The sequence below is a fragment of the Spirulina sp. LEGE 11439 genome (assembly GCF_059821285.1).
In genome coordinates this window covers 15,363-41,897 of record NZ_JCAMRX010000025.1, presented here as the reverse complement: position 1 = coordinate 41,897, position 26,535 = coordinate 15,363, and the positions used below count along the sequence as shown (strand labels likewise).

Here is a 26,535-nt window from a genome sequence, read left to right as displayed (position 1 = left end):
TCTTAGCAATCGCATTGATAATGACTATGGATTAACGACGAGGAGTTTGAGAAACAATTTGTAAATTGGGCATTGCCGTTACAGCATTATAAAATCGTTCCGATAGCGCTTGATTGCCAGCATCGGTAAGATGTACTGGATCCATAAAAGCAATCGCAGAAAGATTATCAAATAAACGATAATAGTTGAGAACCTTAATATTTTTGGGAAATGCTTTTCCCAGTTGCTTATTAACTGCTTCTAAACGAGTAAAGCCTACTTCAATTTGTTGCGAGTAAGCCGATCCTAATTCTTGGACGATTTGTCGCTCCTCTGGTTGGCGTTTTTCGGGAGAAATTCCCGTGATTTCCGGCTGCAACGCAACAATGAGGGGAATATTTGCTCCTGCACCAAGTTGAATCATTTGTTTGAGATTCTGACGATAGCGAGTGACGCGAAATTCTAATTCTGCATCATTTTCAGGTAAATATTCTACTAACGAGTGGGATTCGTTAGCGATCGCTAATGTTTCCCGAGCTAGAGAAGGCTCGGGTTTAAAAATGAAATATTGCAGGCTTTTGTAAATACTGGTATCAGTTAACAATTGCAAAGTAGATTGACTTAAATAAGTCCAAAAATGCTGGGCAGGATTGTTGAGAAATTCAGCTTGTTTGGGGATTTCTGCTGCTTCTTGCTCCCGAGGCAGCATGAGATCGCCATAACCGTGCAGGACGATCGCCGCGTCGGGTTGGTAGGGTAAAATCTCCAGAGCCAGTTGAGCGAGTTGATTGCCTGAAGTATAGCCCGGCACTGCTGCATTAATGACGCGATAGTTACCGCCGCGAATTTTGGGGGGTAACAATAAAGCATTGGCTCGTCCCGTAGCATCCACGGGTAAAATATTCGGTCGATATTTTTCAGGGGAACGTTTTTGTTGTTCTAATCTAGCTTGCAGGCGGGATTGCAATTTATAAGCAATTGTTTGTTGATTGGCTGCGAGATTATTTTCCGTATTGGTAGCAATGCCTCGACCAAATGCGGTGGAATCCCCCAAAATAAAAATGCGAATTTCATTATCGGGTTTTTCTAATGGGAGGGGGCTATCATCGCGAAATCCTTGGGCGTTAATTTGCCAAAATTCGCTTTCTTGTTCTCCAGCTAAGCGATATCCCGTGGCAAAATTAGGGAGGGCTTTTAATTGACCGCGATCGGGTAAACCAGCGAAAGTTTTTCCTTCGCGATCGAGAAAGTTGAGGGTATAGGCGGTAAACTCGTCCGGGGCTCCAGCATAGTTCGCTAATTTCCCCTGATATCCTAGCAATCCCATCGTAATGCGCGTCAGGACTTCGAGGACGACGAGACTCATTGCAGCAAACAGAAATAGTTTCCACCATGAGATCGGGTGACGCTTGCGCCTTTTGTAATAGGGACTGCGGTAGGATTTGAACATTTTAGGTAGTTTTGGGTTAGGGGTTTGGAGTTTGAGTCAATTTATCCCTTATCCTCTATCCTGACTGCAATTCCTTCATTTTTGCGAAATTGCCAACAGGGGATTGGAGGAAAGCAGGCGGACAATTATGATAATGCTGGATAGGTCGGAATCGAAAGTAGTGTAACGCAAGGTTCTTCTTTCGATCCAGTACCAAAGCACGATTTTACTATTAATCGATCGATGTCTTACAAATTATTGTTTGTCTGTTTGGGAAATATTTGCCGCTCTCCGTCGGCAGAAAATATTATGAATTATTTAGCGTCTCAAAATGGATGGGGTGATGCGATCGCCTGTGACTCGGCGGGAACTTCCAGCTATCATATCGGTGCGTCTCCCGATCGCCGCATGAGAGCGGCAGCAAAAGAGCGAGGAATTGAGTTACAGGGGCAAGCCCGTCAGTTTGTGCGAGACGATTTTACCCAATTCGATCTTATTTTGGCGATGGATCGGGAAAATTACCGCGATATTCTCCGACTCGATCCCGAGGGAAAATACAAAGATAAGGTAAAAATGATGTGCGATTTTGTCACGAATTATCCCGATCGAGATGTTCCCGATCCCTACTATGGCGGCACGGATGGATTTAATTACGTTATCGATCTGCTTCTTGATGCCTGCGAGGGATTGCTCCAAGAAGTAGTAAAAGATAACTGATTACTATCTTACTAACTGATTTTCGAGGGCAAAGCGAACTAATTCGGCTCGGTTGTTGGTATCTGTTTTTCTCAACAAGCTACTGACGTATTTTTCGATAGTTCTGGGACTGAGGTGGAGGGCATTGCCAATTTCGATGTTAGATAAACCTTGGGTTAATAGATCTAACACTTCTTGTTCTCGCTTGGTTAAATGCAACGAGATCGTCGGAGTTGATGGCGAGGAGGCTTCGAGGCGATCGCTTTTTTGGCGATCGCTCTTGGGAAGACTTACCGTTGGCGGAATGGGAGAGTCTGAGGTAGAGAAACGCAATTCGGTTTGAATCACTTGCGATCGCTCTAATAAATTACGAATGGCTGCTCCTAACTCCTCCATTGCAAAGGGTTTGGGAAGATATAAATCGCAGCCGACTTGATAGCCGCGAATGCGTTCGGCTGTCGTATTGCGTTCGGTGAGCAAAATAACGGGAAGCAAGCGAAATTCGGGGCGACGGCGAACTTGTCGGACGAGTTCATAACCATCGGTTCTCGGCATTTTAATATCGGCGACCATTAAATGGGGATGGGAAGACTGTAATAAAGACAATGCTTCTTTCCCATCCTTGGCGGTAATGGTCGAGTAGCCGGACAGTTCGAGGTAATCGCTAATGGCTAAGCGAATACCAGGATTATCATCCACAACCAAGATGAGCAAGGGCATAAGTTAGCAAAACGGGCTTCTCAACCCGAGTTTACACCTTTCTGTATGCAGTTGCGGCCAAAGTCTATCTGATGGTAAGACGGCAAGCGATCGCGATTTGGCTAATATGATTGGAGCATAATCTAAGGTATCCGCGATCGCCCTAGGGTTGCCATGATACTTGCAAGTTGCCGGGTTGATTCAAATCTCCCGTAAAAATCACGCCGCGTTGGTTGGCATGAAGGTGACGCAGAATTTTGTAGATTTCCTCTACGCGATCGCTCATCCCAGCTTTTTCAGCGATTTCTGAGAGAGATAAGGGTGAGGTGGCAGCTTGCAGGACAGCGATCGCTTGGCTTTGCAAAGACAAGACCGAGGCCGCGGCTTTTTTCCCAGCTTCGACTCCGGGTTGGTGATAAGCATTCACGTTCACAAGGAAGCCGTATAAACCCACAGCACGCTCGTAGAGGGAAATTAAAGCGCCTACCGTGCGAGGGTTAACTTCTGGAATCGTGACCACAATGGAATCTCGGTGATTTTCATAGAGAGCTTGGCGAGTACCTTGCAGAAAGCCGGAGAGGAAATCCCCACTGGTGGCTTCGTTTTCAATAGCGATGGAATTCCCTTCTCGATCCTTCAGCACTTCGATAAAAGTGAGAAAGAAATTGGGTACGCCTTCCCGGAGTTGCTGCACGTAGGCGTGTTGGTCGGTGGAGCCTTTATTCCCATAGACGGCGATGCCTTGACGGACGATATTGCCATCGAGGTCTTGTTCTTTTCCCAAGGATTCCATGACCAATTGCTGTAAGTAGCGACTGAAGAGCAATAAGCTATCTTTATAGGGTAAAACCACCATATCTTTTGCACCTTTGCCATTGCCTGCAAAATGCCATGAGAGGGCGAGGAGTGCTGCGGGATTCTGCTTCAAATCAGGAATTCGGGTGGCATCGTCCATCACTTTTGCCCCCTCCAGTATGGCTTGAATATCGATGCCTTGTAGGGCGGCGGCGACGAGTCCCACGGCGGACATTTCTGAAGTGCGCCCTCCCACCCAATCGTGCATGGGAAAGGTGGTGAGCCAGTGGTCGGATTTAGCGATATTATCTAATTTTGACCCGTGACCGGTAATGGCGACGGCATGGGGAGCAAACTCGAGATCTTTGGCTTCATAAGCGGCTTTCGCTTCTAACATCCCGTTGCGGGTTTCGGGGGTGCCGCCGGATTTGGAAATGACTAAAACTAAGGTGGTGTTGAGGCGATCGCCGATCTTTGCGATGGTTTTATCGATTCCGGTGGGATCGCTATTGTCGATGAAATGAATGGCGAGGGGAGGAGTGATGGGGGCGAGAGCTTCGGCGACGAATTGGGGACCCAAGGCAGAGCCACCAATACCGATGGAAAGAATGTCGGTAAATTTGGCGGCTCCGGGGGGATGGATTTCGCCGCGATGAACTTGGCGGGCAAAGGTTTTTACTTGCTCGAGGGTTTCGACAATTTCTTGCTTGAATGCGGGAGAGGGAGCAAGATCGGGGTTGCGAAGCCAATAATGTCCCACCATGCGGTTTTCGTCGGGATTGGCGATCGCACCTCCTTCTAAGGCAGTCATCTCTTGAAATGCTCTCTCGAACTCGGGCTGCAGGGCTTTAATGAAGAAATCATCGAAGCGCATTCGGCTTACGTCCACGTAAAATCCGAGGGCATCGTTGTAGTAGAGCCAGTCTTGATAGCGTTGCCAGAGCGCAGCAGAGTCCATAAATCAACCTCAATATCCTCTGTATCCTGTATATCCTTGGATTTAGTTTACGCTACCCTTGTCTCTCTAGACTGGGATTTTGGGATTTTTACAATTTTAAGCGGCTGCGAACAATGAACAATAAACAATCCGAGGAAATTGCTGTTCTGGAGTGGGAGGAGTGCAATCGCATTTTTCGGTTAATCTCGTAATTTTCAGGTTTGATTCACTAAGGTTGTGGTGTTTTGAAAAGGTTTTGCACCAACCACGTTAAGAGCGATGCGGTCATTCCTGTCGAAAATGAGATGATGGCGATGACGATTTCTCGGTGAAAGCGTCTGCTTGTTGTGCCATGCGGATTTTACCTTCTATAATGGTAGAGCGATAGAGTTCGTCGGCAATTTGCGAGCCGGTTCTTTCGAGGGTGTAGAATTGGGTATCTTTAATGGCTAGGTTTCCCCAAAACCAGTTTGTTAGGTCAACTTGTTCTAAGTTGGGGAGATGGATGGAGAAAAATGCCGTTTCGGGTAAGTCGAGTTGAATTTCGGGAATGTCGGGAGTAAAGATTAATTCTATAGGGTTCGGAGGGGTTGATTTCGGGGGGTAATTTGAGATTTTTGAGTTGATAGCTTTCGAGGGTCAAGGTAAGAGGTTGCAGTCCTAAATAGAGGGCGATCGCATTGGCGCGATCGCTAGACTGATTCGGGTTGGCGGGTTGGAGAGAAAAGGCTAATTTGTTGTTGTTAAAAGGATTATAGTTGAGTCCTTCGACTGTAGTTAAATGGTTTAAGCGGAGTTCGAGAATTTCGATTTCACTGGGGGAGTTGCGATCGCTGGGAGCAAGTTTCCAAAGACTCTGTTTGTTGTTGAGTTCGATGGTGAGGGTATTGATGCGATCGAGTTGAGGGATGCACCCGTAAGCGAGAATATTATTGGGATCGTGCTGAATCACCGATCGCCAAATCGCCTCTGCTTCAGCATAATTTCCTGCATTCTGTGCTGCAATGCCGCGATCGAATAGTTGCTCGATCGCAGGCTTTTCAACAGGTGCAACCGAGTCAGCAATAGCAACTCGAGGCACTGCTAACACCGATGTACTCAGCAAGACTGCAAATATAGGATTAACTTTCATAAGCGATCGCGCATCACAATTCTCTCACTGCCCATATCATAGCGCCACTCTCTCTCAATGAGAAACGCGCTATTGTTTGAGCGTTTCACCTTGAGGTTGCCAATTTCTCCCGACCTAGGGATGGATACCGTAGGAACCGGCTTCATCTTCCTTTATTTTAATGGCGATAACCGTGACAAATGACCCGCTAGAACGCTTTGCGTGTAGCGAGAAAGAACCTCACAGATCCATTAGAGCGGGGAGAGTGAAAGAAAATCTTTCGCGAACAGAAATTCTAAGCTAGATTTGAGGAGCGTTAACTCATTTGCTCGATCGCAGGAGCAATCGATTGACCTCAGAGGTTAAACTATATAACGGTCGATTGACCTCAGAGGTTACGCTATTAGCATTTGAGCGATCGCACTTGTCGCCAGATATTAACCGATCGCCCACTACTGTTGAATTGTTATGTTTAGTTCTCTAAAAGGTTTATTTTCCAAATCCGGTAAAGGAATCGGTCTCGAAGTTGCCCCAGAACGCATTAACGTCGTGCAACTGAAAAAACAAGGACAAACCTATAAACTGGATACCTACATCACCGCAGAAGTCCCAGAAGGGATCTTTGAGGACGGACAAATTGTCGATTCTCCCGCCCTCGCCGAACTGATCCAAGAAACCCTCAGTCAAAACAATATCAAATCTAAAAAAGTCGCCACGGCAATCCCCATGCGCGAAGCGATCATTCGCATCATTCCCATTCCTGCAGAACTCGACGATCAAGAACTCAAAGAAATGGTTCTCAACCACGAGGCGGGTTTATACTTGCCCTATCCGAGAGAAGAAGTCGACTTAGACTACCAAAAGCTCGGTTTTTTTGAAGATGAAGACGGCATTGAAAAAGTGCAGGTCTTACTCGTTGCCACCCGTCGGGAAGTCACGGATGTTTACGTCGATACCATTCAGCAAGCAGGTCTAGAAATTGATGTCCTCGATATCAATAGTTTTGCCCTCATTCGCACCATTCGCGAACAATTGCGGCAATTCGGGCCTCAAGAAGCTGCCGTTTTAGTCGATGTCGAATTTGAAAGTACGGAAATTGCCATCGTAGTAGATGGCGTGCCGCAATTTTCCCGCACGGTTCCTATTGGCACCTTTCAATTGCAAAGCGCCCTTTCTCGAGCCATGAATTTACCCACCAAACGCGATACAGAGATGCTGCAAGGTATGACCATTCCCAGCACTCCCGTTGACGGCCTGCGAACCGGAGCCACAGGAATCAATCCAGGAATGGCCGCCCTGTTGCGAGTTCTAGGAGAATTAGCCGATGAGTTGCGCCGCTCGATTGATTTTTATCTCAATCAGAGTGGAGAATTAGAAGTCGCTCAATTATTGTTAGCCGGACCCGGTGGGGGAATCGGTCAACTCGACGAATTTTTTACCAATCGCTTGAGTTTGCCCACGGCTCAAATCGATCCGGTTTCTTCTTTATCCTTAGAAACCGACGAAGAAATTCCCGACGTGCTGCGTCCGGGATTGGGTGTTGCTTTAGGTTTGGGACTGCGGGAGATTTAAAATGTATAGCTTAGATGTTAATTTTCTCAACGATCGCGCGGCCGTTCCCGCCGCAACCTCGGCAGGAGTCGTCAAAGCCCCGACGCGGCAAATTACCTTAGACGAACTCATTCCCGCTTTCGTTGGCGGAGCGATCGGTCTTGTCGCTTTGGGTGTTGCAGGAGCAGGATTTGTCTATATCAATTTACAAACCGCCCAATTTGAAGAAAAATCGCAAATTTTAGATGGAGAACTGAATCTCTTACAACAACAAAACCAAAAAATCCAACAATTGCAAACTCAAATTGATGTCGCCCAACGACAACGAGATGGGCTGGCAACGGTTTTCGTAAAAATTCTCCCGTGGTCGGCAGTGCTGGCGGATATTCGCGATCGCATTCCCCCCGGCATCCAACTGACTTCCATCACCGAAAAAGCACCGGAAGCAACTCCGGCAGCCCCTCCACCCGCCCAAGGTCAAGCAGCCCCGGCTCCAGTATCCCAACCCATGTCCAGCTTGTCCCTATCGGGCTATGCCGATTCCTACGATACCGTCAATTATTTCTTGTTGTCCTTGGGGCGATCGCTCTTTTTCAATTCAGACCAAGGAAAAATCACCAGCGCCAAACTGGTTGACGATCCCAACAGTCTCAAAACACAATCGGAAGGACAGAGTGGTACAGCTTCTCTTGAACTGCCTCAAGTCGTTCAATACACTTTAGAAATTGAATTAAACGATCTCAGCAAACAGCCGCCAGCAGAACTGGCAACCCAACTGGAAAGCAAAGGAGCTATTGGTTCAGTGGTACGGTTGAAAAACCTCGAACAACAAGGACTGATTGCCCCTTAGATATCGAGGGATTTGCCAGACTCACTCGTCTTCTGCTTTTTGTATTTTTCTTTAGTTACCGGAGGTGTTTTTAATGACTTTTGCAGACGATCTTGCCCCCATGGAGGGGGAAGAAGAGGAACAATCCCCCTATCCGAGTGCGTTTGGAATTACCTTTACTCCAACCATTATTGGCGTTTTAATTGCCTTGGTCAGTCTGGGAGGTGCTGGATTTCTGGCTTGGAAAGTTCTCCAACCTGCTTGGGAAAATTTGCAAACCATTAAACAGCAAGTGGATGAAAAAGAAGTTCAAAAGCTACAACTGGCAAACTTGCAAGCCAAAAGCCAAGAACTCCAAAGCCAACTCCAACAGATCCAAAGCTCTCAACAGGATGTCTTGCGTTTATTCTCGGGAGATACTAGCTTAAACACCTTACTTCTCAATATCAACCAACAAGTAAAAAATCGCGGCATTTTACTCAACTACTCACCGCCCTCGGGAGACCCAGAACCTATTATTGATGGATCTTGGGGCGAACCTGTCAATGGTTTGCTCAAACGTCAAAAAATCGAGCTGCAAATCGAAGCTCCTTTTGGCGAAACCTTGGAGATTCTGAGGAATTTTGAAAGGATGCAAACCCTGTTGGTCATTAAAAATCTCAGCATGGAAGTGACCCAGCAAGAAACGCGAATATTGAGTAATCGCGGCAATATCCTGACGGCTGGAGAACCAGAATTAACGGCTAAATTTGATGTTGAAATTCTCATTCCCGTCAGCGAAGAAGAATTAGCCGCTCAAAGCGCTCCTGCGGCAGAGGAAGGCGCAGCCCCGGGAACGACACCAACTCAATAAAAAATGGCAATGAACGAGGCGATCGCGAGGCATAGTTTCGAGCAAAATGGTATAAGTTATAGGCAAGGGAAAATCAACGCAGTCGGATTTCAGGTCCGATCGCCAGTGCAGTTTAAATTTGGTCGAGGAGTGAACCTGTGAGAGCGTATCAAAAGTCGCTGGGCATTTTAACTGGAGCCGCCGCGATCGTGCTGGTCGCCGCACCCACCGCAAGAGCCGCCGACGTACAGATTACGGGAGCAAAGCTGGAAACCACGGAATCCGGTATCGTTCTGCTTTTGGAAACGGCGGGGAGCAGTGAAGTTCCTCAAATTTTTATCGTTCCTAAATCGGGAAATCGCGTCGAAGCGACGATTGTTAACAGCCAGTTATATCTTGGCGAAGGTCAAAATCGCCTGCGTCAAGATAACCCCGTTCCCGGAATTGCCGCCATTGAAATGTGGCAAGGGTCTCCCAATAGCGTTTTTATCTCCGTCATGGGCAGCGATCGCCAACCCGCCGGCCAGATTTTACAGCAAGAAGCCGGAGCGATCGTTTTGGGTTTTGCCGCAGAAAATACCGAGCGTTTGGGATTGCAGAGACAAAGCGATCCCGTCTTCAATTCCACTTCCTCTTCGCAGAATTTACCGACTCAACTGCCTGTCCCACAATCGCAACCTGTTTCTCAAGAACAATTCTCCCAAGAACAATTTGCGGCGAACTCCCCACAAACTGCCGCAGCCTCTCCAAATACAGCGATCGCTCCCCCTGCGGTCAACCCTCAACCCAATCTTCCCCCCTACGACCCGAACTTTTTTACCGAACTGGCTCAGCGATCGGATGCGATCGCTCCCAACGCACAAATTATCCCCGAAGGGAACCCTGCCCCTCTTGCCCAACCCGCTCAACCCATCGTTCCCGTTCCGCCGCTACTGCCCCAACCCGTCCCGCCTCCAGTGAGTCCGCAAGCCGTCGCTAATGTGAATGTATCCCAAGAAATTTTAGATTTGGGGACGGCGGCGCGAGTACCTCGGATTGTTTTGCAAGAAGCCCCGGCTCGAGAAGTTTTGAGTTTATTGGCGCGATCGGCAGATCTCAATCTGATTTTTGCCGATGATGCAGAAGGTGGAGACAATGAAGGCGGCGGACGACGGATTTCTCTCGACTTACAAGATGAACCCGTCCAAGATGTTTTTAATTACGTCATTCAAGCAACAGGCTTGGAAGCGACACGCAAAGGCAGAACCATTTTTGTCGGGACGCAGTTGCCTGTATCTGCTAAAGATATTATTAGTCGCACTTTTCGCGTCAATCAAGTTTCTGCGGTCGAAGCTTCAGCATTTTTAACGACCCTCGGGGCGGAATTACAGCAACAAACCGTCACGACGACCGTAAACAGAACGACCGTGGAAGCGGGACTCGATACGCAAATTGAAGGTGGCGATACCGAAATCGGTACCCTGCAAACAACCAGCCAAACTCAGTTAACCACCCTCAGCCCCGGTGACGATGCAAACGGACCTTTACCACTTCGTGGCTTGACGGTTTCTCCCGATAGTCGTCTCCAGCAAGTTACGATTGTTGGGGAACCCCGCCTCGTCCAAATGGCTGGCTCTTATCTCTCTCAACTTGATGCCCGCGTGCGTCAGGTTGCAGTGAATGTCAAAGTCATTGATGTAGATCTCAATAATGATGCTCGCTATGGTGCAAGTTTTTCGTGGGGAATCGGCAATACGGGGATTATCAATCAAAATGGCGTTGGGGTTATTAATTTTGGCACGGATGATACAAATGTTCAAGAAACAATTGATGGACAAGAATCCTCTTTCCTCAATCGCGGGGAAAGAACGCCTCAAGAGTCTGGAGGCATAACATTTGATACATTAGGAACAATTCTGGGTACAACAACCGATCCTTCTAGTACGACTGGGAATTTCCAGCTTGTCGATGCGTTCCTCGCTCAATTGCAATTCTCCATTCAAAACAATCAAGCTAAAATTCTCACCGATCCGACTCTCGTTGTTCAAGAAGGTCAAACAGCAGCCGTTAATTTAACGGAAGAAGTTATCAGCAATATTACAACAGATATTCAAGTCACTGATGCTGGAACTCTAACGACGACAACTGTTGAAAAAGAGCCAGTCGGTCTTGTTCTGCAAGTATTAGTTAGTCGCATTGATGATAATGGCTTTATCTCGATGGGAATCAATCCGATTATTACATCTATTGGATCGACAGCAACCGTTCTAGGTGGCTCGATCGCTTTGATTAATCAAAGAAGTTTGGCATCTGGACAAATCCGAATGCGAGATGGCCAGACATTAATTCTCAGTGGAATTATTTTGGATCAAGATCGCGTCAATACGCAAAAGATTCCCCTGCTCGGGGATATCCCTATCATCGGTTCTTTATTCCGGCGTTCATTCCGCCAAAACCAAAGGGCAGAGGTGATTGTAATTGTTACTCCTCGCATTCTCAATGATTCTCAGAACGCAAACTTTGGCTACACTTATACACCCAGTCGCGATGCGAGGCGGATGTTACAAGAGCAAGGATTTCCAGCGATCCCTCCGCAATAATTGCGTTTTGAGAGAAACCTAAATATAGAGAACGAGTAATAATTGCTCGTTCTCTATTGCCGATCGCCACAAAATCAACCGGCAACCATAACGTCGCGAATTCGCAAACTAGGACTGCCGCACCCGACAGGCAAACCACTTTGTCCTCCCTTACCGCATCCCCCAGACTCATCCCAGTAAAAATCATCGGCGATCGCTTCAATATTCGCTAAGGTTTTAAAAACATTCCCTGAAAGCGTCACGTCGCGAACTTGTTCGGCGAGTTCTCCATTGCGAACCATCCATGCTTCCCCGGCACTAAACGTAAACATCTCGCCATTGGTCATGCCTCCCAGCCAATTGCGAGCATAGACACCCTCTTTAATTCCTTGCAATAGATTGCCAACGGGAGTTTTACCGCGTTCGATCCAAGTGTTGGTCATGCGAACGATGGGAGGATAGTGATAATTGAGACAGCGAGCGTTCCCAGTGGGTTTTTCTCCTAATTTCCCCGCCGTTTCCCGAGAGTGCAAGCGTCCCACTAAAATTCCATCTTTAATCAGTTGCGTTGTGGTGGCCGGAGTTCCTTCATCATCGTAGTAATAACTGCCTCGATGTCCCTCTGGTGATGCTCCGTCAAAAATCTGTAAATCTGCATTGCCAAAACGCTTGCCCATGCTCATCACTTCCAATAAATCTGGATTTTCATAGGCCATATCTGCCTCTGAGAGGTGTCCAAAAGCCTCGTGAACGAATAGTCCCCCCAAAATAGGGTCGATGACTACCGGATAAGACTTCCCCTTCACCGTCGGCAGAGAGAGGGATTTCACGGCTCGTTCGGCTGCACCGCGCACTCGTTCGTCGAGATGGAGTAAATCCTCATAGCCTTGGCGAGATCCCATGGTTTCTCGCCCGGTTTGTACCGTTGCTCCGTTGCGAGCAGTGGCGGAAAACCGCATTTCCATATCCGCCCAAGATTGTTCGATCGCAGTCCCTTCTGAGTTGAACAAGAGAATGCGTTGATTGCGATCGCCATAACTTACCGAAGCCGTTGCGATACGATCGTCGGCTTGACAGAGAAGGGTATTGTAGCGATCGCACAATTTTTTCTTGTCCATCAGGGGAACTTGACGGGGATCTGTGCCGAGGAGAGGAAGTTGGCAGATGGTTTGAGTGGGTTGGACGGGGGCTAAAATCGTTTCCTCTTCCCCGACCAATTTAGCTGCCGAGAGAGCTTCTTCGATGCGATCGCTCAACTGTTCGAGTCGATTAAAACTGGCAAATCCCCACCCTCCCTTATAACAGGCTCTAATTTGTCCACCGAGAGAAACATCTTCGCTGAGGGTTTCGACTCGCTCTCCACGCAAAAGAATGTTGGTTCCCCGAGACGTTTCGAGGCGAATGCTGAGGAAATCTGCCCCGCGACGATAGCGGGCAATAACATCAGCCAGTTGATTTTTATAGTCGGTTAGGCGATCGGGCATCTATAGCAATAGCGATTTTTCTCCGACATCTATTATCAGGGCAGTCCGAGCGCTCGCTACAAAAATTAACATTATGCGACACTTGCTGTGGGTTGAGATGTTACAGAAGTTGGAACGAGCTTAATGCGTCCGCGTTTGAGTGAATAGAAAATGCGTTTGACGATTTGTTCTTCTTCACAATTAAGATCGCAAGAATTTTGCGCTTGTTGAAGCCTTTGGAAATCGTTTTCACTCAAAGTATTGGTTTCAATAATCCGATCGAACAGTTGGCAGAAATATTCCGCAGGTTGGTTTTGGCACAACATTTTATAATTTTGATAACTCAACGGGTTGACGACAGGAAAAGAGTGTTCGACGACAACAAGTCGCTTATTTGTTACGGCATGAAGAATGCGATCGACAATTTGCGTTTCTTCTTCATTCAACAAACCAGACGTTCTTGTCACTCTCAGACGCAACCAATTAACTGATGTCAGGCTGAAAGTTTTGCCAATGTCATACACCAAACAATACAAAAAGTAGGTAAATCGATCGTGTTGTATCATTGCTCTTGGCCAGAATATTGGGCAGCTATCTGAGGGGCAAAATGTTTGTTTAAAAAGCAAATGTATTCGCTTCACCCCACATTGCTAACTTAAACAAACAATGTGAAAATCTTGTGAAAGCTAAAGCATAAGTTTTTAATGAGCAAAACAAGTAAAATTGACGACTCGCACTTAATTTCCCTTTCTCTCCCGAGTCAGTGGCCGGGTATTATCCTGTAAATTACGGAGAGCGTACCGATAATTGTTCACTGATAACTGATAACTGATACTAAAGTTGCAAAGCTGGTATTGACTAAGGGTTCGTCTACCAACGACCACAATCTTTCGCCAATATCCCCAAATAAAAAAATAGGGCAGGAAAACCCTACCCCATTTCATCATTCAGTAAAACTTAGCCCATTAAAGACTTTGCCTTACTGACAACATTCTCAACCGTGAAACCAAACTTCTCTAAAGCCACGCCACCGGGACAAGAAGCACCATAACGGTTAATACCGATAGTATTTTCTTCACTGCCCGCATAGCGACCCCAACCAAAGGTAACACCTGCTTCTACCGCCAAACGAGTCGTAACAGCTTTCGGTAAAACTGACTCTTGATAAGCGGCATCCTGTGCTTCAAACATCTCCCAACTGGGCATGGAAACAACGCGAACTTTCTTACCTTCTGCCCGTAACTTATCAGCAGCATTCACGCAAAGTTCAACTTCACTTCCAGTACCGATGAGGATAATATCCGGAGTTCCCTCACCACCCGAAAGCACATAAGCACCTTTCTCGGCCTTGGCGATAGAACTGCCTTCTAAATTTGGCAAACCCTGACGGGATAACGCTAATAAGGTCGGTTGAGGTTGATCGGCTTTGGCCTTTTCCACCCCAACTTTATAAGCCGCAGAAGTTTCATTTCCATCCGCAGGACGATATACGATCAACTGAGGAATCATTCGCAGAGATGCGATATGTTCTACTGGTTGATGGGTGGGTCCATCTTCCCCGAGGGCGATAGAGTCGTGGGTCATCACCCAAATGACCCCTGCTTGAGACAAGGCAGACAGGCGAATCGCATTTCGCATATAGTCGGTGAAGACCAAGAAAGTTGCACCGTAGGGAATTAAACCCGAGCCGTGTAAAGCAATACCATTACAGATTGCCCCCATGCCGTGTTCCCGCACGCCGAAACGGAGGTTTTTGTTGCCGTACTGACCTTTTTGGAAATCCCCAGTCCCTTTGATTAAAGTCTTATTAGAGGGGGCCAAATCAGCAGAACCGCCGAAGAGTTCCGGTAACATTCCCGAGATCGCATTCAAGGTCGCCCCAGATTGATTCCGGGTAGCATCTTTTTTGGTCTCTGGGGTATATACAGGCAAGCATTTTGCCCAATCTGCCGGCAGTTTACCGCTAATCATGCGCTCAAAAACGGCAGCATCTTCGGGATACTTGGTTTTATAGGTCGCCAACGTTTGTTGCCATTCCGCTTCTGCACTGGCACCGCGATCGACAGCTTTGCGGAAATGCGCTAAAGCATCCTTGGGAATCTCAAATTCTGGGTATTCCCAACCCAATTCCTTACGAGTCGCCGCCACTTCATCTGTTCCCAAAGCCGCCCCGTGGGAGTCGTGGGAGTTCGCTTTATTGGGGGAACCGTAACCGATGGTGGTCGTCACTTTAATTAGAGAAGGCTTATCGGTGACTTTCTTGGCTGCATCAATTGCCGCCGCGATCGCATCAACATCGGTATTCCCCTCGGGAACGTGCTGTACGTGCCAACCATAAGCCTCAAAACGCTTGCTGACATCTTCGGTGAAGGAAAGATCCGTGAACCCATCAATGGAGATGTGGTTGTCATCGTAGAGAGCAATTAATTTACCCAAACCAAGGTGACCGGCAAGAGAACAAGCTTCACCGGAAATCCCTTCCATATTGCAGCCGTCACCAACGATCGTATAAGTATAATGATCGACAATTTCTGCATCGGGCTTGTTAAACATCGCCGCCAAATGCGCTTCTGCCATAGCCAAACCGACTCCATTGGCAATTCCTTGACCGAGGGGACCCGTGGTCACTTCTACCCCTTTGGTTTCAAAGTTTTCTGGGTGTCCGGGGGTTTTCGATCCCCATTGACGAAATTGCTTGATATCTTCAATTGTGACGCTATCGTAGCCGGTTAAATGGAGCAGGGCGTACTGTAACATACAGCCGTGACCGGCAGAGAGGACAAAGCGATCGCGGTTAAACCATTTGGGGTTTTTGGGATTGAAACGCAAAAAGCGATCCCAGAGGGCAAAGGCCATCGGAGCGGCTCCCATCGGTAGCCCCGGATGACCGGAATTCGCTTTTTGGACGGCATCAATGGCTAAAAAGCGAATGGAATTGATGCAAAGTTCTTCGAGAGATTGGCTAGCAACGACCATATTTTCTTGGGTTATTATTAACTACGGTGGCATGGGAAATGGGTGCTGCTCAAGGCTGGCTGACCGCGATCGCCCAAAACTGTTCTCTATCATCCCATTGTTGGGGATCGACGAGCAAGGATTTTTTGGTTTGACTCGGTTCGAGAGTCTCAAAAACTCAAATGAAAGGAGAAAATTTGCAAACTTGGGGAGCGATCGTATCTTTATTCGCATTTGGGTCAGTCATGTCGGTGAGTTGGGCGACTTCTGTTCCCTTAATTGACGATTGCCCCTATTGCAATTTTCAAGGAGTCAACTTCAGAAGTGTTGACAGTCAAGGACTACCCATTAACTGGCAAGGAGTCGATCTCAGCCGTGCCGACCTCTCTCAAGCCAATTTACCCGGAATCGATCTATCGGGTGCGAATCTCAGTCAGGCTCAACTCATTGGCACCAATCTGCAAAACGCCAATTTAACTGGAGCAAATTTAACCGGAGCCATTCTCCACGGCACGACCTTAAAAGGGGCAAATTTCAACAATGCGATTCTCAACGGGGCTAGTTTGCTCGCGATCGCGATCGAAGCCGGACAATTTACCCAAGCCAACTTGAATGAGACTCGCTGGCAAAATGTTTACTTGGGCAATGCCAATCTCCAAGGCGCAACTTTAATTCGCGCGACTTTACAAAATGTCGATCTCGTTGGGGCTAATTTAGCAGAGGTCGATTTAACCGAGGCAAATTTCAGGAGCGTAAAATTGCGAAATGCCAATTTATCTGGTGCAAACTTGAGTTATGCCAGTCTCAGAGGAGTCAGTTTGATGGAAGCCGATTTATCTGGCAGTCTCTTGTTAGAAACCGATTTGACGGCAGCCGACCTCACCCGAGCCAATTTAACCCGAGCCGACTTACAACACAGTAATCTAGAAAGTGCCAATCTCGATCGCGCTGTCCTCCGAGAAGCCAATCTAACCGGAGTCAATCTACATCAAGCCTATTTGCTCGATACTGACTTATGCGGTGTTATTATCTCTGAGGATGGAGAAATTCACAAATTAGATGGAGCGATAGTAGACTGCGAAGAACAAAATTGATAAATTAATCCCTCGATCTCTATTTACTGATAACTGATAACTGGTGTACGGATGCTGCGTGCAACATCCCTACTGATAACTGATAACTGATAACTGATAACTGATATGCTTAATCCTAGACTCAAAAAATTATTAACTTATCTTCGTCCCCATTGGCAGCAAGTTGTTTTGGGGATTGTTGCGCTATTTATTGTTAATATTATCGGCGTTTATATTCCTTTATTAATTCGCGATGCGATCGATAGTCTTCAAGATGCATTAAAATTCAAAACAATTTTAGGTTATGTCTTACTAATCGTTGTTTTTGCCTCTATCATGTGGGTGATTCGTATGACATCGAGAGTTACCATGTTTGGGGTTGGCCGTCAAGTCGAATTTGACCTCAAACAGCGAATTTTTCAGCATTTATTAAAGTTACAACCTGCTTATTTTGCTGTCAATTCAATTGGCGATTTGATGAATCGCGCGACCAGCGACGTTGATAATATTCGCCGCTTGTTAGGCTTTGCCGTTTTGAGTTTAGTCAATACCCTTTTTGCCTATTGTTTTACTCTGCCTGTCATGTTGGGCATTCATATCAGATTAACGGTATTAGCTTTAGCTATTTATCCATTGATGTTACTTGCCGTTCAATTATTTAGTAATAAACTGCGAAACGAACAAAGAGACGTACAAGAAAATCTTTCCGATCTGAGTCAACTCATTCAGGAAGACATGAGTGGTATTGCCTTAATTAAAATCTATGCTCAAGAATTAAACGAGATTATTGCTTTTAAAGGTAAAAATCGGAGTTTATTAGAAGCCAATTTAAAGTTAGCCAGAACGCGAAATTTACTCTTTCCAATTATTGAAGGATTGGTTTATGTTTCGCTATTAATTTTACTGGGATTAGGAGCAGGATCGATCGAACGAGGAGAGATTTCAATTGGTGATTTTGTTGCCTTAATTATTTTTGTGGAACGATTGGTTTTCCCCACAGCTTTATTAGGATTTACGATTACAGCCTATCAACGCGGAGAAGTGAGTATCGATCGCATTGAATCGATTTTAACAGCTTCTCCTTCTATTCAAGATGAGGAAGGGGCAACGGTTTTACCACCAGAGTTAGTCGAGGGAAAAATTAGCGTTCAACATCTCAATTTTACTTATCCCGGTACGACTCGATTGGCTCTCAAGGATATTAATTTTGCGATCGCCCCCGGGGAAACCATCGCTATTGTCGGCCCCATCGGCTCGGGCAAATCTACCCTTGCTAACGCTTTACCTCGTTTATTAGATATCGACCCCGAACAAGTCTTTTTAGATGGCCATGATGTCACGAAACTGCGTTTAAAGGATTTGCGGGAAGCGATCGCTTATGTCCCGCAAGATAGCTTTCTCTTTAGTACCTTTATTAAAAACAATATTCGTTATGGCGATCCTTTAGCCGAACAATTAGAAGTCGAAGATGCCGCAAAACAGGCACAAATTCACCCAGAAATTCTCAATTTTCCCAGTCAATACGATACCCTTGTCGGAGAGCGAGGAATTACCCTGTCTGGAGGACAGCGACAACGTGCATCTCTCGCCCGCGCCCTCATTGTAGAAGCCCCCGTGTTAATCTTAGATGATGCCCTCTCCAGTGTGGACAATCAAACCGCCACGGAGATTTTAGGACTCCTTAAAAGCGAAGTGGACGATCGCACAGTCATTTTTATTTCTCATCAACTTTCCGCCGCCGCCACAGCCGATCGCATTTTTGTTATGAATGAGGGAGAAATCGTACAAATGGGAACTCATACAGAATTGCTCGAAGAACCGGGCTTATATCAGCATCTCTGGCAACAACAACAATTAGAAAAAGCAGTCTTATAATCAGTTAAGTAGTCAGTTATCAGTTATCAGTTATCAGTTATCAGTTATCAGTGAGATAATAAGGAATAGAGAAAGAGAAAAAAGCTTGTCTATTTCTCCAATAACCAACAACCAACAACCAATAACAATGATTATCGATGACACTTGGTATCAAAAACCCGCCAATATTCCTGAAAGCATCTCTGCTGGAGGAGTTGTTTTGCGACGAGAAGATAAGATAATTTATGTGGCCTTAGTAGGAGAAGGGCATCTCGATCGCTTCGTTTTACCGAAAGGGCATCTTGAAGTTGGCGAAACTCTCGAGCAAGCTGCACGACGAGAAATTGAAGAGGAAGCCGGGTTAGTAGAGTTAGAACTCCTTGCGGATTTGGGACTGAAAGAAAGACTGGCTTTATCGAAGAAAAAATGGAAGAAAGTCCATTATTTTTTATATCAAACCCATCAAATTCACGGTCAACCGACCGACCCAAACATTAAGTATACTCTCTATTGGTTTCCGTTAGAAAACTTACCAGAATTTTTCTGGAAAGAACAAAAAGAATTGGTTGAATCTGTTAGCAAATTAGTACGAGATGAAAAAATAAAAGTATGATAATAGAGATTCGGAATCTTAACAAAACGCAATATAAAGAACTTGAGGAGGGACTTTCACAAGTTTTTCACAATCTTTTCGTAAACTAAATATTGAGAATATCTTGCCTCAATAGGGTAGCAAAAAGTAAAGGCAATGCTCGAAACAATGACAGCCCAAAAGCCCATTAAACTTTTGCTGCTGGGCGATCGCTTAAAAAATAATAGCCGACTTGCAGAATGGTTAGATGGTTACCACAGCGAGATCGAACCGATCTGCGTGGATAATATGGCGATCGCAAGAACGCGCATGAAACGAGAATCATTTGATGTTGTTTTATGCGACCTTCTCTCGGGGGATCGCGAGGATAATCTCAAAGCAATCTCTCGCTATTTTGCCCTCGATCCAGAAGAGTCTCAAAATTTAAGCGATCGCTATTCCCCATTGCCTCCTTTCATTCTCTTAAGCGATCGCGACGATCCCGAACTCGCCACATTCGCCTTGCGTGCGGGGGGACAAGATTTTTTAGCAATCGAAGAAATCGATCGCCAACAATTTTTACGAACCCTTCGTCATACCTGCATTCGCCACACGGTAGCCCGCAGAAACTGCGATCGCTGTCCCCCCGAAATGGAACGAAAATTTACGGCACGACTATTAAATGCGATCGCCGATCCAGTCTTCGTGAAAAACCAACAGAATCGCTATGTTGCCGTTAATGATTCTTATTGTCAATGGTTGGGGAGAAGCAGACAAGAGATTATCGGAAAATCTCCCGCCGATTTCTTTACCCCAGAAGAAGTGGAATTTTTTGCTCAACAAGATGGAGACGTTTGGCAAACCGGAACTTCCCGAACTTGCGAACGCACCGACCGAGATGCCGCCGGAAACCTGCGTTTTCTCGCCACTAAAGTCAGTATTTTTACGGCGGAGAGTCAAGAAAAATTGTTAGTTGGCATCATTCGCGATGTCACCGAACAATATCGCGATCGCGATCGCGCCAACAACTCAGAAGCTTTATTAAACAGTATCCTCAACACCATCCCCGATCCAATTTTTGTTAAAGACGAGCAACATCGCTGGATTCTCCTCAATGAGGCTTCCTGTCAGTTAATCGGGTATTCGCGATCGCAGCTAATCGGCAAATCCGATTATGATTTTTTCCCAACCGCAGAAGCCGACGTATTTTGGGAAAAAGATGAATGGGTCTTTAAGACAGGACAAGACAATGAAAACGAAGAATCCTTCACCGATGCAGAAGGAATTCAGCATACCATCTCCACCAAAAAAAGTGTCTTTATGCGTGCCGACGGAACGAAAGTCCTAGTCGGCTGCATCCGGGATATTACGCAACACAAACAACAAGAAGCCATCATTCAAAAGCGTCAGCGTTATTTAGCTGCCCTCGTTGAAATTCACCAAATGCTTTTGGGTTGCCTAAATCCCCGCATCTGCTACGATCGCATTCTTCAACTCCTCGGCACCACTTCCGGGGCATCGCGAGTGTATTTATTTGAAAATCATGATAGCGATGGCCAAGGTTTACTCATGAGTCAAAAAGCTGAATGGTGCGCCCCCGGAATTCATCCCGAAATCGATAATCCTATCTATCAAAACCTTCCCTACAAAGATTTTAGCCTCGAATTTGCAGACATCCTCGCACGAGGGGAAGCCATTTCAGACTTAGTAGATAATTTGGCCAGTCCAATGAAAGAGATTCTCGCCGAACAAGAGATTCTCTCGATCTTGGTTTTACCCCTGCAAGTCAACAAGACATTTTTTGGTTTTATTGGCTTTGATAACTGTCGTGAAGCCAAAGCATGGGATGTCTCTGAAGCCTCTCTGTTGAAATCTGCGGCAGCTTCCATCTCTCTGGCTCAACAACAGTGGCAAACTGAAGTCGCTCTCCAAGAAAGCGAAGAACGCTATCGTTGCATTGTCGAAACTGCTAACGAAGGAATCATTATTATCGATCGCTACGGTCGCATCGATTTTGCCAATTACCGCGCGGCAGCAACCATTGGTTATACCCCTCAAGATGTTATCGGTCAACCCTACACCGATTTTATGAACGCCGAAATGCAGAGACTATTTGCTCAAATGCTACAACGGCAACAAATCGAAGGTTCGGAACAATACGATCTCAAATTAAAACATCGTTCGGGAAAATCGGTTTGGGTCATGATTTCCGTTTCTCCTCTCTGGCAAAACGGACAATTTATCGGTTCATTAGGCATGATAATCGATATCACCCAACGCAAAAAAGCTGAAGCCGATCGCGATCGCTTTTTTACCCTCTCCGCAGATATGCTGTGTATTGCCGGAGTCGATGGTTATTTTAAACGAATCAACCCCGCATGGTCGAAACGATTGGGGCATTCCATCCAAACCTTATTAAACCAACCTTATATTGAATTTGTCCATCCTGACGATCGCGAAAAAACCCTTGCCGAGGCGAGCATGCTTATCGAAGCGAGAAATTCTTGCCTCAGTTTCCAAAATCGCTATCGCTGTAGCAATGGAGATTATAAGTGGATTGAATGGAGTGCCACCTCCTATCTCGAAGAAGGCTTAATTTATGCCGTCGCCCGAGATATCACCCCAGAAAAAGAAGCAGATGCGGCACTACGGGCAAGCACTCAACGATTGGCAGAAGCGCAAAAAGTCGCTCAGATGGGAGATTGGGAAATCGATCTTGTTTCCGGTCGAGTAACTTGGTCCGATGAACTCTTCCGCATTTACGGCTTAGAGATTACACCTCCAGATAACCCCTCGGGCAAAAAATTCATTTCTTCTTCAACCATTATCGGAGAAGAATACTTACAGTATATTCACCCTGACGATCGCATTGCCAGTCAGCAAGCCATACAACAGGCGATCGTTACGGGTCAACCTTATGAAATCGAACAACGCATTCAACGTCCCGATGGAAAAATACGCCATCTTCTTCTGCGAGGAGAACCCGTCACCAATGAAGCCGGGCAAGTCATTCGCCTATTTGGGACAGCCTTGGATATTAGCGATCGCAAACAAATCGAACAGCAATTGCATTGGCAAGAAACCTTATTACGTTCCATGGCCGATGCTTCCCCTCTCGCCTTTTTTGTTGTAGACAATCGCACCGATGAAATCCTCTATTTTAACCATCGTTTTTGTGAAATTTGGGGACTCCAACATCGTGCCGACGGAATGCGACAGGGAGAATTCAAAAATAACGATATCATTCCCGATTGCATTTCTTTAATTGCCGATCTGCCCGCTTTTATTGAATCCTGCAAACCCTTACAAAGTGCAGCCAATCGCGCAGTTATTGAAGACGAGATATCCTTCTCCGACGGGCGCATCATTCGCCGTTTTTCCGCCCAAATTCGCAACGAAAGCGATCGCTATTTCGGTCGCCTCTACTTATTTGAAGATATTACCCCTCGCAAGCAGGCCGAAGCCGCCCTCGAACATCGCATAGCGATCGAAGCCCTCGTCACTGGTATTTCCACGCAATTCATCAACCTTGATGCCGATGAAATCGATCGCGGCATCAATGACGCACTTCGACAGATCGGTGAATTTACCGAGGTCGATCGCGCTTATCTCTTCCAAATCTCCGACAATGGCGAAACCATTAGCAATACTTACGAATGGTGCAATACCGGAATTTCTGTTCAAATTGACGACACGCAAAATATTCCAGTTTGTACCGTTCCTTGGTTTATGGGCAAACTCCAACAGTTTCAATTAATTTATATCCCTTCTGTGGAGGAGCTTCCTCCCGAAGCCGAAGCCGAACGAAAAATCTTTGAAAGTCAAGAGATTCAATCCCTACTTTGCATCCCCATGAGCGATCGCGGGCGAGTTATTGGGTTTGTCGGGTTTGATGCAGTGCGAGAGCAGAAAATGTGGAATATCGCCAGCATCAATGTCTTGCGGTTGGTGGGAGAAATCTTTACTAATGCCCTAGAACGCCAGCGAGTGGAAGAGGCCTTACAGCTCACCAAATTCGCCGTCGATCGCGCCACGGATGCTATTTTCCGCATCGACTGCCAAGGGAATTTTTCCTACGTCAACCAAGCTGCTTGTCGTTCTTTAAATTATTCCGCAGAAGAATTGCTGAACTTGAATATCAGCGATATCGATCCCAACTTTTCTCCCAAAATATTTAGCCAATATTGGCAGAGAATTAAATTCACCGGAGCATTAATTGTCGAAGGCCTTCATTGTGCCAAAAGCGGTCGCGAGTTCCCCATCGAAATGACTGCCAATTACTTTGAATTTAAAGGGGAAGAATTTTGTTTCTGTTTCGTGCGGGATATCAGCGAACGGCAAGCCGCCCAACGCGATCGCAAACAAGCCGAAATTATTCTTAAAGAATCGGAAGCAAAATATCGCAACCTCCAAGAAAGCTCCAGCGATGCCATTTTGCTGTCAGACTTAGACGGAAATTTACTCGAAGCCAATCGCCAAGCCGAAGAACTCTTGGGTTACAGTAAAGTGGAATTGTCCCAGATGCACTTTACGCAAATCCATCCTCCTGAAGAATTACCTCGAGCGATCGCTGCCTTTGAAAAAGATGCTCGCACTAAAAAATCGGGACATTTAGAAAACAGTTTTGTATTGACGAAAGATGGGCGACAGATCCCCGTCGATATCAGTTGTAGCTTCAGTAGAACCGGGGGAAAATGGTTGATTCAAGGCGTATTTCGCGATATTACCGAGCGCCAACAAGCAGAAGCAAAAATTCAGTATCGCTTGGCTCTCGAACAACTCATCGCTACTATTTCTACGCAATTTATTAACCTTGAAATCGAAGAACTCGATCGCGGCATGGAAATTGCCTTAGAACAAGTTGGCGAATTTGCCCGAGTCGATCGCTGTTACATTTTTTACATCGATCGCGATCGGCAAACCATGAGAAATCTATATGAATGGTGTACCTCGGGGGTGAAATCTCATCGCACTACAGGAGAAGACGTTCCTTTAAGTACCTATCCGTGGTTTATCAGTCAAATTCAGCGCTTTGAAGTCGTGAATGTTCCTCGGGTGCAAAATCTTCCTCCTGAAGCCGATTTTGAGAAAGAATGCTTAGAACTTCAATCCGTGCGTTCCATGCTTAACGTTCCCATGCTCGTCCGAGGAGAACTACTTGGATTTTTGGGAGTTGATACCGTTCACAGCGAGAAACAATGGAATGCAGATAATATTGGCTTGTTGCGAATTATTGGAGAAATTTTTGCCCATACTTTAGAGCGTCAACGTACAGAAATACAATTACGAGACAGTGAAGAACGCTTTCGCCAACTGGCCGAAAATATTGAAAGTGTCTTTTGGATGACCGATCCGGCAAAACAGAAAATGATTTATATTTCTCCCGCTTATGAAAGTATTTTAGGACGGCCTTGTGAAGAAGTTTATTCTCGTCCTCTCTCTTTTATCGAAGCCATTCATCCCGACGATCGCGATCGCATTGTGGCCGCGTTTCCCCAACAGAGCCTGGGAAAATACGACGAAGAATATCGTATCATCCGACCCAATGGGGAAATTCGCTGGATTCGCGATCGCGCTTTCCCCATTCGCGATCGAGCCGGGGAAGTTTATCGCGTTGCCGGAGTGGCCGAAGATATCAGCGATCGCAAGCGCTCCGAAGAAGCCTTAAAAGCGATCGCCGAAGGAACTGCCTCTCAAATCGGCAGCGAATTTTTCCGCTCTTTAGTCCGTCATCTCGCTGAAGTTTTGCAGGTTCGCTACGCCTTTGTCACTCAATGCCTCGATCCTGAAAACACGCGAGTTCGCACCTTAGCGTTTTGGCAAGGACAAGATTTTGGCGATAACTTTGAATACGACTTGGTCAATACTCCTTGCGAAAGAGTGATACGCGGGGAAGTCTGCCTTTACCCTCGAGAGATTCAAGAATTATTCCCGAAAGACCAAGACCTCGTAACCCTTGGAGTCGAGAGCTATTCGGCTATTCCTCTCAGCGATTCTACCGGCAATATTCTCGGTCATCTTGCCATTATGGATGTCAAACCCATGACCGATACCCGTACCCCAGAATTGATCGTGCGGATTTTTGCCGCGCGAGCTGGGGCTGAATTAGAGCGCTTGCAAGCCGAAGAAGCCTTGAAAACCAGCAAAGAGCGCTTGCAACTCGCCCTCGAGGGCAGTGCTTTGGGATTATGGGATTGGCAGATTACTACAGGAGAAACCTATTTCAGCCCCCAATGGAAAACCATGCTGGGTTATCAGGAAACCGATCTCGAAAACGCCTATACAACGTGGGTTAACCTCATCCATCCCGAAGATTTACCCGGAGTCCTCGATATTTTAAACGCCCATCTCGAAGGCCGCATTCCCGTTTACCAAGCAGAATTCCGCATGGCAACCCAACAAAAAGAATGGAAGTGGATTTGCACCCACGCTCAAGTATTTGAGTGGGATGAGGAGGGCAAACCCTTGCGAATGACTGGAACCAATAAAGATATTAGCGATCGCAAGGCGATCGAACGCATGAAAGATGAATTTATTTCAGTGATCTCCCACGAGTTACGAACCCCAATGACTTCCGTGCGAGGCGCTTTGGGACTCTTGGCCACAGGAAAATTAGGAGCCTTGACCGACCAAGGCCAGCATATGCTAGAAATTGCCATTAATAATACCGATCGCCTCAGCCGTCTGATTAATGACATTCTCGATCTTCAACGCATTGAGTCCGGGCAGTTCAATCTGAAATATCGCAATTGCAATGCCTGCGAACTCTGCGAACAAGCTTTGGAAATGATGCGAGATTTAGCCAGTAAGCAAGGAATTGTTTTCTCTTTTTCTTGTGATACTACATCAGAGATTTGGGTCGATCCAGACTATTTCGTGCAAATTCTCAGTAATTTACTCAGTAATGCGATTAAATTTTCCGACCCCGAGACAATTGTAACTGTGGAAGCAACAGACTCAGAAAACTGTTTGCGCTTCTGCGTTCGCGATCGCGGTCGCGGCATTCCTCCAGAGCATCAGAACAGTATTTTTGAACGATTCAATCAAGTTGATGCCTCGGATTCTCGTCAAAAAGGAGGGACGGGTTTGGGACTGGCAATCTGTCGCAGTTTGGTACAACTGCACGGCGGTAAAATTTGGGTGGAAAGTACCGTCGGAGAGGGCAGTTCCTTTTACTTTACCGTTCCCATCCCTTATCAGTGA

17 protein-coding genes are annotated in these 26,535 nt (G+C 46.3%); 9 read left to right on the top strand and 8 right to left on the bottom strand.

Annotation, left to right across the window (positions count from 1 at the left end; genetic code table 11):
* Window positions 1-31: 31 nt before the first annotated feature.
* Window positions 32-1,429 (bottom strand): SGNH/GDSL hydrolase family protein, encoded by a 1,398-nt coding sequence (locus AC6RV6_RS16775; RefSeq protein WP_500242032.1) that lies wholly within the window; start codon window positions 1,427-1,429, stop codon window positions 32-34.
* A 222-nt stretch (window positions 1,430-1,651) separates the two neighbouring features.
* On the opposite strand from AC6RV6_RS16775, the gene AC6RV6_RS16770 reads away from it, so the two are divergent.
* Window positions 1,652-2,125, top strand: a complete 474-nt coding sequence (locus AC6RV6_RS16770) for a low molecular weight protein-tyrosine-phosphatase (protein ID WP_500242030.1) — start codon at window positions 1,652-1,654, stop codon at window positions 2,123-2,125.
* Between the two features lie 3 nt (window positions 2,126-2,128).
* Here the strand turns inward: AC6RV6_RS16770 and AC6RV6_RS16765 are convergent, their stop codons facing one another.
* The 4 genes from AC6RV6_RS16765 to AC6RV6_RS16750 all read right to left on the bottom strand — a co-directional run bounded on the left by AC6RV6_RS16765 (window position 2,129) and on the right by AC6RV6_RS16750 (window position 5,813).
* Window positions 2,129-2,824, bottom strand: a complete 696-nt coding sequence (locus AC6RV6_RS16765; protein ID WP_500242028.1) for a response regulator transcription factor — start codon at window positions 2,822-2,824, stop codon at window positions 2,129-2,131.
* A 142-nt stretch (window positions 2,825-2,966) separates the two neighbouring features.
* A complete protein-coding gene (locus AC6RV6_RS16760; protein ID WP_500242027.1) occupies window positions 2,967-4,556 on the bottom strand; it encodes a glucose-6-phosphate isomerase in 1,590 nt (529 codons plus the stop codon).
* A gap of 457 nt (window positions 4,557-5,013) precedes the next feature.
* Window positions 5,014-5,667, bottom strand: a complete 654-nt coding sequence (locus AC6RV6_RS16755; protein ID WP_500242026.1) for a tetratricopeptide repeat protein — start codon at window positions 5,665-5,667, stop codon at window positions 5,014-5,016.
* Window positions 5,664-5,813, bottom strand: coding sequence for a hypothetical protein (locus tag AC6RV6_RS16750; RefSeq protein ID WP_500242025.1), 150 nt, complete (start codon window positions 5,811-5,813; stop codon window positions 5,664-5,666). Before AC6RV6_RS16750 ends, AC6RV6_RS16755 begins: the two co-directional genes overlap by 4 nt.
* Before the next feature lie 301 nt (window positions 5,814-6,114).
* Here AC6RV6_RS16750 and pilM point away from each other — a divergent pair, with 301 nt between their 5' ends.
* From pilM to AC6RV6_RS16730, 4 genes are all read left to right on the top strand, one after another.
* Window positions 6,115-7,218 carry a type IV pilus assembly protein PilM gene (gene pilM / locus AC6RV6_RS16745; protein ID WP_500242024.1) on the top strand — a complete coding sequence of 368 codons (1,104 nt, stop codon included), beginning with the start codon at window positions 6,115-6,117 and terminating at the stop codon, window positions 7,216-7,218.
* A 1-nt stretch (window position 7,219) separates the two neighbouring features.
* Window positions 7,220-8,047 carry a PilN domain-containing protein gene (locus AC6RV6_RS16740; RefSeq protein ID WP_500242023.1) on the top strand — a complete coding sequence of 276 codons (828 nt, stop codon included), beginning with the start codon at window positions 7,220-7,222 and terminating at the stop codon, window positions 8,045-8,047.
* 73 nt (window positions 8,048-8,120) lie between these two features.
* Window positions 8,121-8,879, top strand: a complete 759-nt coding sequence (locus tag AC6RV6_RS16735) for a type II and III secretion system protein (protein ID WP_500242022.1) — start codon at window positions 8,121-8,123, stop codon at window positions 8,877-8,879.
* Between the two features lie 137 nt (window positions 8,880-9,016).
* Window positions 9,017-11,437, top strand: coding sequence for a secretin GspD/PilQ domain-containing protein (locus tag AC6RV6_RS16730; RefSeq protein ID WP_500242021.1), 2,421 nt, complete (start codon window positions 9,017-9,019; stop codon window positions 11,435-11,437).
* A gap of 74 nt (window positions 11,438-11,511) precedes the next feature.
* Here the strand turns inward: AC6RV6_RS16730 and AC6RV6_RS16725 are convergent, their stop codons facing one another.
* The 3 genes from AC6RV6_RS16725 to tkt all read right to left on the bottom strand — a co-directional run bounded on the left by AC6RV6_RS16725 (window position 11,512) and on the right by tkt (window position 15,855).
* A complete protein-coding gene (locus AC6RV6_RS16725) occupies window positions 11,512-12,900 on the bottom strand; it encodes a TldD/PmbA family protein (RefSeq protein WP_500242020.1) in 1,389 nt (462 codons plus the stop codon).
* Window positions 12,901-12,971: 71 nt separating this feature from the next.
* Window positions 12,972-13,445 (bottom strand): hypothetical protein, encoded by a 474-nt coding sequence (locus tag AC6RV6_RS16720; protein WP_500242019.1) that lies wholly within the window; start codon window positions 13,443-13,445, stop codon window positions 12,972-12,974.
* A gap of 391 nt (window positions 13,446-13,836) precedes the next feature.
* A complete protein-coding gene (gene tkt, locus AC6RV6_RS16715) occupies window positions 13,837-15,855 on the bottom strand; it encodes a transketolase (RefSeq protein WP_500242018.1) in 2,019 nt (672 codons plus the stop codon).
* A gap of 161 nt (window positions 15,856-16,016) precedes the next feature.
* Between tkt and AC6RV6_RS16710 the strand changes: the two genes are divergently transcribed.
* The 4 genes from AC6RV6_RS16710 to AC6RV6_RS16695 all read left to right on the top strand — a co-directional run bounded on the left by AC6RV6_RS16710 (window position 16,017) and on the right by AC6RV6_RS16695 (window position 26,535).
* Window positions 16,017-16,928: a pentapeptide repeat-containing protein gene (locus AC6RV6_RS16710; RefSeq protein WP_500242017.1), complete on the top strand. Its 912-nt coding sequence runs from the start codon at window positions 16,017-16,019 to the stop codon at window positions 16,926-16,928.
* A 105-nt stretch (window positions 16,929-17,033) separates the two neighbouring features.
* Entirely contained in the window at window positions 17,034-18,782 is a 1,749-nt protein-coding gene (locus AC6RV6_RS16705) for an ABC transporter ATP-binding protein (protein WP_500242016.1), read from the top strand.
* A gap of 127 nt (window positions 18,783-18,909) precedes the next feature.
* Complete coding sequence (locus AC6RV6_RS16700) at window positions 18,910-19,374, top strand: NUDIX domain-containing protein (RefSeq protein ID WP_500242015.1); 465 nt, start codon at window positions 18,910-18,912, stop codon at window positions 19,372-19,374.
* A gap of 147 nt (window positions 19,375-19,521) precedes the next feature.
* Complete coding sequence (locus tag AC6RV6_RS16695; RefSeq protein WP_500242014.1) at window positions 19,522-26,535, top strand: PAS domain S-box protein; 7,014 nt, start codon at window positions 19,522-19,524, stop codon at window positions 26,533-26,535.